At 41.5% G+C, this 11,321-nt stretch carries 9 protein-coding genes; 4 read left to right on the forward strand and 5 right to left on the reverse strand.

Annotated features, from left to right (window positions below):
* Positions 1-14: 14 nt before the first annotated feature.
* Positions 15-1,304 (reverse strand): mechanosensitive ion channel, encoded by a 1,290-nt coding sequence (locus ACNORC_RS06405; RefSeq protein WP_418334799.1) that lies wholly within the window; start codon positions 1,302-1,304, stop codon positions 15-17.
* A gap of 307 nt (positions 1,305-1,611) precedes the next feature.
* Between ACNORC_RS06405 and ACNORC_RS06410 the strand changes: the two genes are divergently transcribed.
* The gene (locus ACNORC_RS06410; RefSeq protein ID WP_418334800.1) at positions 1,612-4,164 is read left to right on the forward strand and encodes an adenosylcobalamin-dependent ribonucleoside-diphosphate reductase; all 2,553 of its coding nucleotides are present in this window, start codon (positions 1,612-1,614) and stop codon (positions 4,162-4,164) included.
* A gap of 98 nt (positions 4,165-4,262) precedes the next feature.
* Here ACNORC_RS06410 and ACNORC_RS06415 read toward each other — a convergent pair whose 3' ends face one another.
* The 3 genes from ACNORC_RS06415 to ACNORC_RS06425 form a co-directional block, all read right to left on the reverse strand.
* Positions 4,263-6,194 carry a TlpA family protein disulfide reductase gene (locus ACNORC_RS06415; protein WP_418334801.1) on the reverse strand — a complete coding sequence of 644 codons (1,932 nt, stop codon included), beginning with the start codon at positions 6,192-6,194 and terminating at the stop codon, positions 4,263-4,265.
* 163 nt (positions 6,195-6,357) lie between these two features.
* Positions 6,358-7,176 (reverse strand): 3-deoxy-8-phosphooctulonate synthase, encoded by an 819-nt coding sequence (gene kdsA / locus ACNORC_RS06420; RefSeq protein ID WP_418334802.1) that lies wholly within the window; start codon positions 7,174-7,176, stop codon positions 6,358-6,360.
* A gap of 77 nt (positions 7,177-7,253) precedes the next feature.
* A complete protein-coding gene (locus tag ACNORC_RS06425) occupies positions 7,254-7,838 on the reverse strand; it encodes a nuclear transport factor 2-like protein (protein ID WP_418334803.1) in 585 nt (194 codons plus the stop codon).
* Between the two features lie 303 nt (positions 7,839-8,141).
* Here ACNORC_RS06425 and typA point away from each other — a divergent pair, with 303 nt between their 5' ends.
* The 3 genes from typA (at position 8,142) to ACNORC_RS06440 (ending at position 10,489) form a co-directional block, all read left to right on the forward strand.
* Positions 8,142-9,941: a translational GTPase TypA gene (gene typA, locus ACNORC_RS06430; protein ID WP_418334804.1), complete on the forward strand. Its 1,800-nt coding sequence runs from the start codon at positions 8,142-8,144 to the stop codon at positions 9,939-9,941.
* A gap of 72 nt (positions 9,942-10,013) precedes the next feature.
* Entirely contained in the window at positions 10,014-10,271 is a 258-nt protein-coding gene (locus tag ACNORC_RS06435) for a uroporphyrinogen decarboxylase (RefSeq protein WP_418334805.1), read from the forward strand.
* Positions 10,272-10,327: 56 nt separating this feature from the next.
* Positions 10,328-10,489, forward strand: a complete 162-nt coding sequence (locus tag ACNORC_RS06440) for a hypothetical protein (RefSeq protein WP_418334806.1) — start codon at positions 10,328-10,330, stop codon at positions 10,487-10,489.
* A 19-nt stretch (positions 10,490-10,508) separates the two neighbouring features.
* On the opposite strand, the gene ACNORC_RS06445 is transcribed toward ACNORC_RS06440, so the two are convergent.
* Complete coding sequence (locus tag ACNORC_RS06445; protein ID WP_418334807.1) at positions 10,509-11,192, reverse strand: cell division ATP-binding protein FtsE; 684 nt, start codon at positions 11,190-11,192, stop codon at positions 10,509-10,511.
* Between the last annotated feature and the right edge of the window lie 129 nt (positions 11,193-11,321).

Genomic DNA, 11,321 nt, shown 5'->3' on the forward strand with positions numbered 1-11,321 from the left:
AAGGTTCTATTCCTCTACATTGGAGGATTTGGATGGTCTTTATCATCCCTGCCTTTTTCCCTTGGAGGAATGGGTGGATTTTCCGGTCCTTTTGGAAGATCAGACCTTCCGGTGGAAGGGCTTTTGTATTCTGCAGCGTCCTCACGGAATTTACTGACAATATCCCGGAAATGTTCTCCAGCTGCTTCGCGTCCACCGAGTCCGTAGCTTAAAGCAACGGCTACCGCGATGGCTCCAAGAATAAGTCCGAAGGCAAGTTCCACGATCTCATTTGCAATTCCCATGGTTCTAAGCGCGATGGCAATAAAAAGCGCCAGGGATGCCCAGCGTACCACGCTGGCGATGAAATTGTTCTTTTTGGAACGGGTCATCGTGTTGTAGATCAACAGCGAGATGTAATTTCCGATGGCCAGGATGATCAATCCGAAGATAATCTGTCCGGTCACTTCCAAAATGTCATTTAAGATCTCGGTTAATCGGGAAAGTCCTAATATTTCAACAGCCGTAATAATTCCGAAGAACACCAGGAAGAAATAGATAAGGTTCGCTACCAGTTTAGACAGGGATTGTCCTGCACCGATCATATTGTGGATCTGGATCTTTTCCGCAGTACGATCGAGTCCCAAACTTCTGAAAAGATCTTCCAGGAAATTAGCCAGGAATTTTCCACCCCAGATGAAGACCAACAGAATGACTGCTGCGATCACTATTTCACCTATGATCTCAGTAAAGCCGTAAAGAATGTCATTTGCGGGTTCTGAAATGGCTTCTAACTGCAAGGTATTAAAAGCCTGGATGAGGAACGGAATAAAGATAACGATGAAGACGATCTTTCTGATGATGTCCACCAATTTATCTGTGTCTTTAAACCCGGTTTTGTCGACCCATTTGTCTAAAATGCCGCCACCTATACGAATTAGGTTGGCGACGAATTTTGCCAGAACATAACCTATAAAAGCGATGAGGGCAGCACCTATAAGATTAGGAATGAACATCAGGAATTCGTTCATCATGTTTTCCAGGGGTGTCAATACTTCGCTAATGCCCAGGATCTCCAGAACAATGAGTAGTACAATGATCATAATGAGGTAATAAAAAATATTACCTACAAATACATTGGTGTCCTTTATATCATCTGACCCAAAAATGCGTTCATCCCATGATGTTTTCCGTAGCATTTTTACCACCAGTGCTTTCACACCACGGGCTATGAGCCAGCCAATGAAGAGCACCAAAAGTGCCCCTAAAAGATCTGGTAAAAATCCGACAATTCGATCGCCAAATTCTTGAAAATCATTTTCCATAATTTTTTGGTTTTTTTAGTAGTTAGCTCTTGAAGTTACAGTAAAAACGACTTAAGCCACAGGGACTTAACAAGAGTTTAGAAAAAAATTTATGAAGATGTTAATATTTTCCAATCGAAATTTTTTGAAGAAAAATACGACCAAATCAGCAGTAGCAAGGGCTGAATGAGAATGGCAATTTTTGAAGAAAAATTGGAATTATTTTTCAACAGAGAATGGTTAATAAGAAACCATATGTGTCCATATGAAAAGTCGATTTTTAAAATAACTTTACTTCTCTTTCGTGAATAAACAAAAACAAACGGCCATGGTTGAAGAATTATTTAGCACCCAGACTTATACGTACGATGAAGTACTAAAAGCCTCGTTGAAATATTTTAAAAATGACGAGCTTGCTGCCACTACGTGGATCAATAAATATGCTGTAAAAGACAAAGACGGCAACTTTTTAGAACAAACCCCAGATGATATGCACCGCAGAATGGCAAAGCAGTTTGCCAGAATGGAGGCCAAGTATGCTGACAGGGCCGCGGGCAGTGAAAATCTTTCTGAATACGGTAAGAAAAGGGAGGCGCTCACAGAAGAGCGAATTTTTCAACTTTTTAAAGATTTTAAATACAGCATCCCGCAAGGAAGTGTAATGGCGGCATTGGGTAATGACCAAATGATCGCCTCTCTTTCCAATTGTGTAGTGGTGCCACCGGTGTATGATTCTTATGGCGGAATTCTTTACACTGATCAACAACTGGTGCAGTTGTTCAAAAGACGTTGCGGGGTAGGAGTAGACCTTTCCGGACTGCGACCTAAGAATGCAATGGTTTCCAATGCTGCGGGTACAACTACCGGAGCAGTTTCTTTTATGGAACGTTTCTCTAATACCACACGTGAAGTAGCTCAAAACGGCCGTAGAGGTGCTTTAATGTTGACCATTGATGTTGCCCACCCAGACGTGGAAGATTTCATAACTATTAAACAGGACCTCAAAAAGGTAACAGGTGCCAATATTTCCCTGCGACTTTCTGACGAGTTCATGAAGGCGGTGACCGAGGATACAGATTTTACGCTGCGTTGGCCTATTGACAGTCCCAATCCAAAATATACCAGAAAAGTAAGCGCTAAAAAGTTGTGGGATACTATTATCAAGTGTGCTCATAATACTGCTGAACCCGGACTTATTTTCTGGGATAAACAACATACCTATTCCACTTCTTCTTTCTACCCCGGTTTCAAGAACAGCTCCACGAACCCATGTTCAGAGATCGCGATGCAGGGAGGGGATTCCTGTCGTTTGATCGCAGTGAATCTTTACAGTTTTGTGGATGATCCATTTACTGAAAATGCTTCTTTCAATCATGAGAAGTTCTATAAGGTTATTTATGAGACTCAAAGGTTGATGGATGACCTGGTTGACCTTGAACTGGAAGCGGTAGAGCGTATTCTGGCCAAGATCGAAAATGACGAGGAGCCAGATTTCATCAAAAAGAATGAGATCGACACCTGGAAACTTCTAGCCGAGAACGGAAAGAACGGAAGAAGAACAGGTCTTGGGTTTACAGCTCTTGCTGATGCTGTGGCTGCCCTTGGTGTAAAATTTGACACTGATGAAGCACTTGAAGTGGTTGACCAGATCATGCAAACCAAATTCAAAGGTGAATTTGACAGTAGTATTGATATGGCGATCACCAGAGAACCATTCAAGGTCTTTGATCCTGCTATCGAAGAAAAGTCCGATTTTGTGCAGATGATGAAAAGGGAGTTTCCTGAGATCTACAACAGAATGATGAAGTTTGGCCGTAGAAATATTTCTATCAGTACCGTAGCTCCAACAGGAACTTTAAGTATGCTGGCACAAACCTCCTCCGGAATTGAGCCTGTTTTCATGCTGTCTTATAAGAGAAGAAGAAAAGTAAATCCATCAGAAAAGAATGCAAAAGTGGCATTTGTGGATGATACGGGAGATGCTTTCGAAGAATTTACTGTGTACCATCCGAAGGTAAAGACGTGGATGAATGCTACTGGAAAAGAAGATATTAATGAAAGTGCTTATGCTGGTGCGACTGCTTCAGAAATTGACTGGCAAAAAAGGGTTGAAATGCAGGCCCTGGTACAAAAATATACTACACATTCCATCAGTTCCACAATTAACCTTGCGACCGACGTAAGCCTCGAGAAAGTTAGTGATATCTATGTGGATTCGTGGAAAAAGGGATTAAAGGGAATCACCGTTTATCGCGACGGTTCGCGCAGCGGTATCCTTGTTTCTTCAGATGATAAAAAAGATAAGAAGGACAACGATTCTGTTTTTGCTGAAACTTTTGCCCCTAAGCGTCCTAAAAAACTCGGAGCGAAGATCGTTCGTTTCAACAACGACAATGAAAAATGGCTTGCGGTTGTAGGTCTCTTACATGATCGTCCATACGAGATCTTTACCGGAAAAATGGAAGATGTATTTAACCTGCCAAGCTGGGTTGAGAAAGGCTATGTGATAAAGAATCGGGATGAAGACGGTAAATCACGTTATGATTTCCAGTTCTGTGATAAACATGGGTACAAAGTGACTATTGAAGGACTTTCAAGATCCTTTAACGAGGAATACTGGAACTACGCGAAATTAATTTCCGGAGTTCTTCGTCACGGAATGCCTATTCCATATGTAGTTGACCTTATCAACAACCTGAACCTAATGGATGAGAACATCAACACCTGGAAAGCCGGGGTTGTTAGAGCTCTTAAACAGTTTGTTGCTGACGGTACCCCTGCTGCCGACAAAGAATGTGGCGAATGTGGCGATCCAGAAGGGATCATTTTCTCTGAAGGATGTCTTGTGTGTAAGAGTTGTGGCTATTCAAAATGCGGATAATTTTTTACTCTCTTATATTAAAAAACCCACTGTTGAAAGACAGTGGGTTTTTTGTTTGAACAAACCTCACAGGTTTTTAAAACCTGTGAGGTTTACTATTATTCTGCTGCTGCAACAGAATTATTTTCTTCAGCAAGCATATCTATGATCATGCCCAGCTCTTTGACCATTTTCTCATTGTTGCCATCATAGCCCATCATTTTGAACCTGATGTTGCCTTCCGGACCTATGATCACTTTGTTCGGAATTCCCTGGATTCCGTATGCATCGGCGGTTTCATAGCCGTTGCCTTCTTTAACCGGATCTATTAGAACCTCAAAAGGATAATTATTTTTTTGAATGAAGTCAGCCACATCTTTTTCGCGGTTAGGGCCGTTCTCAAAGGTGTCTACAAAGTAAAACTGTACATTAGGATTACTGCTATACTTTTCTACCGCGATCTTCATACCCGGAAATGACATTTTACAGGGTCCGCACCAGGTGGCCCAGAAATCCAGGATGACTGTTTGTCCTTTTAAAGAAGCCAGAGAGACTTCCTTGCCGTCAAGATCTTTCATAGTAAAGGCAGGTGCAGGCTCATTTATCATTTCCTCCTGTAGGTCCTGTTTCAGTTGCTCATCGGCTTGCGATTCAAGTGAGGACAGGTGATCTTCAAAAGAAAGGTCAGAATTATTGGTTGCTGAAAATGCCTTTTTTAGATAGTCTTTGATTTCCGCAGTTCCACGATTATTTCTAATGAAGCCTTCTGCCTTTTCGCGGGCTGTTTCAAACTTTTCTGCTTCAGTGAGAAACTGAACATAGCGGGTGTTCACTTCTGCACTGCTGTGTTGGCTAACTGCTTTTTCCTGTGCTTCCACCGCTTTTTCAAGGTTGCCCATTTTGTAGTGGATCAACCCGTAGGTATCATAATAGGATTCAAGATTAGAGGAAATACTTCTCTCAAATTGCTTTTTTGAGAGGTAATCAGGCTTATCGGTTTTATCAAGTTGCTGAAGAATTTTTAGTGATCTTGCTGAGAGCTCTTCCGCTTTTTCAAGATTTTCACCTTTTTCAGCTAATCCCCAGGCTACCGAATTTAAGTAGCTTGCAGCTTCCTTTTTATCCATGGTTTCTGTAAGTTCCATGATCTTATCATACTCATCTTTTTTTGCAAGATCTGCAGCCACAATTTTGGCGAAGGTACTGTAGAAGCGGCCATCTTTTCCGAATTTCTCGGAGTATTCATCAAATAGCTGCTGTTTTTCTTCAGGGTTCTTAGCTCCGCGCAATTTGAAATAGAAAGTTCTTTCTGCCAGTTCTCCTTCAGGATATTTTTCCGAAGCGACGGCCAGAATGGAATCAGCTTTGGCCTGATCTTTCTTAAAGGTGTAGAGCATAGAAAGCTTGGTGTATTCTTTATCGGTAAGGGACTCCTTGCTTTTATAAACAGCCAATCTTTGGTCAATATAAGCAGTCGCGGCCTCTTCATCGATCCTCCTCATCATACTGGGATAAAAATCATCATACTCCTCTTTAAGATCAGGATATGCCTCCAGATCACGACCTATCCTTGCCACTGCTGAGTCTCGTTCTACTTCCAGGTCATATCTCATCCCGTTCATAATATGGTAGGCTCCTGTTGCCGCTTCACTACCGGCCAACTTCTCGCCATCTTTTGAAAAGAGAGGTACCACGTAACCCTTTTTGTTGTTATTCTCATATTTAAGATCCACCATGAAATTAAATGCCATGGCCATTGCTGAATCCGGAATTTGGATACGGCCTACCCAATAGTCAGCAGAATCTTTGAGCTCTATATCTTCAGGGTAAAATGATTTGTTTACTAAATAGTCTACAGTAGCTTCGGGCATTTCAGCAGCTTCTCCTGGTTTTTCATATCTAAGCCGGAGTTCCTGTCCCGGTTGAGGCTTTGTGGCTGAGAGGTGCAAGCGGTTCATCTGCAAACCTGCATCTCCCTCTTTATCTTCCTGGCAAGCGACCAGAAGAGTCAGAGAAAAAAGGGAAAGTAGAAAAGTTGTTGGTTTTTTCATATTTGAGATAGGTTATTTTAGTTGAGCCGTTAAAATAGGAATTTTTTAACAATTGTAGGAATTAGCGCTCGACTAAAGAATTACTGCCAAGCGCCGAGAATAACCTAAAAAGCCTCACAAGATTTAGAAACATGTGAGGCCTGTAAGAAATTAGATCGAACAGTTAGAAAGAATTGATCGTCTTCCTGATTGTTGTTAAGTTCGAGAGCAGTAGCTCAAGATATTGAATATCCAGCATGTTGGCTCCGTCACTTTTTGCGTTTGCAGGATCAAAATGAGTTTCAATGAAGATCCCGTCTGCACCTGTAGCGATACCGGCGCGTGCAATTGTTTCGATCATATCCGGTCTTCCTCCCGTCACTCCGCTGCTCTGATTTGGCTGCTGAAGGGAATGTGTCACATCAAGCACTGTTGGCGCAAATTGACGCATGGTAGGAATACCTCGAAAATCTACTATCATATCCTGATACCCGAACATGGTACCGCGGTCTGTGACCATCACCTGTTCATTATTACAGTCGGTTACTTTTGTGACTGCGTGTTTCATACTTTCAGGGCTCATAAATTGCCCTTTTTTCAGGTTAACCACTTTTCCGGTTTCGGCGGCAGCTACCACCAGGTCTGTCTGCCTAACCAGGAATGCAGGTATCTGAAGAACGTCCACATATTCTGCAGCCATGGCAGCGTCACTCACTTCATGAATGTCAGTCACCGTAGGTATCTTAAAAGTTTCAGAAACCTTCCGAAGGATCTTCAAGGCCTTTTCGTCTCCAATACCTGTAAAACTATCTATACGACTACGGTTCGCTTTCTTGAAGGAACCTTTGAATATGTAGGGGATCTGTAACTTATCGGTAATACCAACTATAGTTTCAGCTATTCGCAGGGCCATGTCTTCACCTTCAATGGCGCAGGGACCAGCGAGCAGGAAGAAATTATCTGAATCAGTGTGCTGTAACTGTGGAATTTTGTTCAGTTTCATAAATTAAAAAAATTTGAGTACAAAGATACCTTTTTAGTTGATTAAAGAAATCTCACTCAAATTTTTAGTCTATGCGCTTATTGATCTATTAGATACTCCATACCACCTTCTTCCTCTTCTTTTAAAGGAGGTTGAATGTCATATCCAAGTGCTCTAATTATGAGGTGATTGTCATAATAAAAAAATACCTGTGACACCTTATCCTGTCTAAAGTGCATGGCTACGTGATAAGGAAAACTAATTGTATCCCCGTTAGGATAGTGAAGGGTGTTACGGCCCCAATGCAGGATCCATTCACCTTCTCTGGGTCCTTCAGGTACCTGCACGCCCAACCAAACACCGTCTTCGTTGAGAACGGGAATGGCAGTTTCACGGCCTTTTTTCCAGTAATTTATGGTTTGCTCAACATTCAGGCTGTCATAACTGCCCAGATTGTAGAACCGGGCATCTGCGGTAACATTCTTCTTAAGCATCTCCCAATTTCCGGTTTCATAAGCTTTTACAGTAGCTTTAGCAGTTTCAAGATCCTGGTCGTATCCTGGAAAATCAAGTGTCACTTTCCCATCAATCTGTGCTGTTGTGATACTTCCAAAACTGAGAAAAAACAATCCCATTAAAAATATCATTCGCACCTTAAGTCCTATTTTGTCCTTCTTTTTCATAAGCTTTCTGTTTTTACTGGGGAGGTGTTAATCGCGATTATAATGACTTAAAGATAAGGATATTAGGTGATAATAGGAATTTCAAAATCATAAAATATGAGGAAAATCAGCTTTTCATGCCTTTTATGTTAGTGATTTAACTCTTTTAAAATGAATAATGAAAAATTTCCCTTTTTATAGATATGTAATTACATAATTATCAATCGATTAGCTGCTCATCAATTTTAGAAAGAATTGCTGTGGGAGCTGTTTTTTTCGGAAAAAATAAACGTACCTTTGCAGCCTTAAAAATCAGGCGTTTATATGACAGCTATTAAAAACATTGCGATCATCGCACACGTTGACCACGGAAAGACCACATTGGTAGATAAAATCATGTACCATTGTCAACTTTTCAGGGAAAACGAAAATACCGGAGATCTTATTCTGGACAACAACGATCTGGAGCGTGAAAGAGGAATTACCATCACTTCCAAGAACGTTTCCGTAGTATATAAGGACACTAAAATTAATATTATTGATACTCCTGGTCACGCCGACTTTGGAGGAGAAGTAGAAAGGGTGCTAAACATGGCCGACGGAGTATTACTTCTGGTTGATGCCTTTGAAGGACCCATGCCGCAGACACGTTTTGTATTGCAAAAAGCTATCGATCTTGGATTGAAGCCTTGTGTGGTGGTTAACAAAGTTGATAAGGAAAACTGTACTCCCGAGGAAGTTCATGAAAAGGTATTCGACCTGATGTTTGAACTGGGAGCTGAAGAGTGGCAGTTAGATTTCCCAACCGTGTATGGTTCAGCCAAGAATAACTGGATGAGTGACGACTGGAGAAATCAAACCGAAAATATCGAGCCTTTGCTGGATATGGTTATCGAACATATCCCTTCTCCTAAGATTGAAGAGGGAACTTCTCAAATGTTGATCACTTCCCTTGACTTTTCTTCCTTTACCGGGCGAATCGCCATCGGGCGTCTTCAACGTGGGACTTTAAAAGAAGGAATGCAGGTTTCTCTTGTAAAACGTGACGGAACCATTAAAAAAACAAAGATCAAAGAACTTCACACTTTTGAAGGTTTAGGCCGTAGAAAAATTGATGAGGTACAGGCAGGTGATATTTGTGCTATTGTTGGACTTGAAGGATTTGAAATTGGTGATACTGTTGCCGATATCGAAAATCCTGAAGGGTTGAAGACCATCGCAATTGATGAGCCAACCATGAGCATGTTGTTCACGATCAACGATTCTCCTTTCTTCGGAAAAGATGGAAAGTTCGTGACCTCAAGACACATCAAGGAACGCCTGATGAAAGAGCTTGAGAAGAACCTTGCTCTAAGAGTTGAAGAAACTGATAGTGCCGATAAATTCATGGTCTACGGGCGTGGGGTACTTCACTTATCTGTTCTTATTGAAACCATGCGTCGTGAAGGCTACGAGCTACAGATTGGACAGCCACAGGTAATTATAAAGGAAATTGACGGAGTGAAATGTGAGCCTATTGAAGAGCTTACTATTGACCTTCCGGAAGATGTTTCAGGAAAAGCCGTTGAAATGGTGACCATGCGTAAAGGTGAAATGCTGAGCATGGAAGGAAAAGGAGAAAGGATGACCATCCAGTTCCAGATCCCTTCCCGCGGAATTATTGGTCTTCGTAACCAGTTGTTGACTGCAACTGCCGGAGAAGCTATCATGGCTCACCGTTATAAAGAGTATCAGCCGTTGAAAGGTGGAATTCCGGAGCGTCAAAACGGTTCTTTGGTTTCTATGGAAAAAGGAAAAGCTATTCCTTATTCTATCGACAAACTTCAGGATAGAGGTAAGTTCTTTGTTGATCCGGGAGAGGATATTTACGAAGGGCAGGTGATTGGTGAGAACTCCCGCCAGGATGATATGGTGGTGAACATTACCAAGACCAAAAAACTTTCTAACGTGCGTTCTTCGGGAGCTGATGACAAGGCCAAGATCGTTCCTGCGATCAAATTCTCTTTAGAAGAAGCTTTGGAATACATACAGAAAGATGAATATGTGGAGGTGACTCCGCACTTTTTACGCCTTCGGAAGATCTATCTTACCGAGAATGAGCGTAAAAGAAATAAAACGATCTAATATTAGATCCTGATCTCTAAAAGCTGTCAAAGTCTTACCTTTGACAGCTTTTTAATTTATACGAGATACGATATGGAATTTTTAGGAATATCACTTACAGAATGGATTGGCTACCTGGCCTCTTTCTTTGTCCTGCTTTCATTTTTAATGCGAAATATCATTACCCTGAGATATGTAAACTCTGTTGGCTGTCTTTTCTTTGTCGCCTACGGAATTCTTCTGGACTCATGGCCGGTGATCATCACCAACGTGGCTATTGTAATGGTGAACGTGTACTACCTTTTCATCAATAAAAAGGAACACGTTCCCGCTGATGATGTAAAACCATGATTGAAGTTAGAGGTTAGAAGTAAGAAGGTTGAAGTAAAAAAATAAACCCTCCAAAAATGCCATTTTTGGAGGGTTTATTTTTTTGTCATTCCGATCCAGAGACTTCGGGGGAGGAATCTCATAACGAGAGATTCTTCACTTCGCTGAGCTTCGTTCAGAATGACAAGTGGTTCTATTGTCATTCCGATCCCGAGACTTCGGGAGAGGAATCTTTTTGAATTTTAAATTCTGAATCTATTAAACTGTTTTCTGAACCACCTCAAATACTTTTTGTCCGTCGCACTTAAGGGTTTTAGAAGGGTATTTCAGCAGTAAAGCGTAATCGTGAGTGGCCATTAAAATGGTCTTTCCGTTCTTACTGATCTGTTGCAGCACTTCCATGATCTCCACAGAAGTCTGTGGATCCAGGTTCCCCGTAGGCTCATCGGCAAGGATCAGTTCGGGGTCATTCAGCAGCGCGCGCGCAATAGCGATACGCTGTTGCTCTCCTCCCGAAAGCTGGAATGGATTTTTAAAACCTTTAGTCTCCATTCCTACTTTTTTAAGAACTTCCTGGATCTTGGAATCCATGGCTGCCCGATCTTTCCAGCCCGTAGCTTTCAATACGAACAACAGGTTCTCATTTACATTGCGATCGTTCAGCAGTTTAAAATCCTGGAAAACCACTCCGAGCTTGCGGCGCAAAAATGGAATGTCTTTTTCCTTTAAGGTGCGCAGGTCGTAATCTACAATTTGTCCTTCCCCTTCGGTAAGCGGCAGGTCTCCGTAAAGAGTTTTCATAAAACTACTTTTTCCGGTACCCGTTTTTCCAATCAGGTATACGAATTCACCTTCTTGTATTTCTATATTGACTTCAGAAAGAATGAGAGTCTCGCGCTGATAGATTGAGGCGTCTTTGAGGTACAACACCGTGTTTGCCATGAAAACTTGCTTTTTGTGAGGTAAAAGTAAGAAAGAGAACGCAAAAAAGAAGGGAAGTGTTGTATTTCTTAATTCTATTTTTCAGCAAAGAATTGTTCATTTCATTTTGCTGAAGCATATAATTTATCT

Origin of the sequence: Salinimicrobium soli (assembly GCF_048323655.1) — a bacterium.
Lineage (GTDB): Bacteria > Bacteroidota > Bacteroidia > Flavobacteriales > Flavobacteriaceae > Salinimicrobium > Salinimicrobium soli.

Bases quoted from the DNA above. Each gene is read 5' to 3' on its own strand.
- ACNORC_RS06405 (WP_418334799.1), bottom strand. From the start codon at position 1,304: ATGGAAAATGATTTTCAAGAATTTGGCGATCGAATTGTCGGATTTTTA.
- ACNORC_RS06410 (WP_418334800.1), top strand. From the start codon at position 1,612: ATGGTTGAAGAATTATTTAGCACCCAGACTTATACGTACGATGAAGTA.
- ACNORC_RS06415 (WP_418334801.1), bottom strand. From the start codon at position 6,194: ATGAAAAAACCAACAACTTTTCTACTTTCCCTTTTTTCTCTGACTCTT.
- kdsA (WP_418334802.1), bottom strand. From the start codon at position 7,176: ATGAAACTGAACAAAATTCCACAGTTACAGCACACTGATTCAGATAAT.
- ACNORC_RS06425 (WP_418334803.1), bottom strand. From the start codon at position 7,838: ATGAAAAAGAAGGACAAAATAGGACTTAAGGTGCGAATGATATTTTTA.
- typA (WP_418334804.1), top strand. From the start codon at position 8,142: ATGACAGCTATTAAAAACATTGCGATCATCGCACACGTTGACCACGGA.
- ACNORC_RS06435 (WP_418334805.1), top strand. From the start codon at position 10,014: ATGGAATTTTTAGGAATATCACTTACAGAATGGATTGGCTACCTGGCC.
- ACNORC_RS06440 (WP_418334806.1), top strand. From the start codon at position 10,328: ATGCCATTTTTGGAGGGTTTATTTTTTTGTCATTCCGATCCAGAGACT.
- ACNORC_RS06445 (WP_418334807.1), bottom strand. From the start codon at position 11,192: ATGGCAAACACGGTGTTGTACCTCAAAGACGCCTCAATCTATCAGCGC.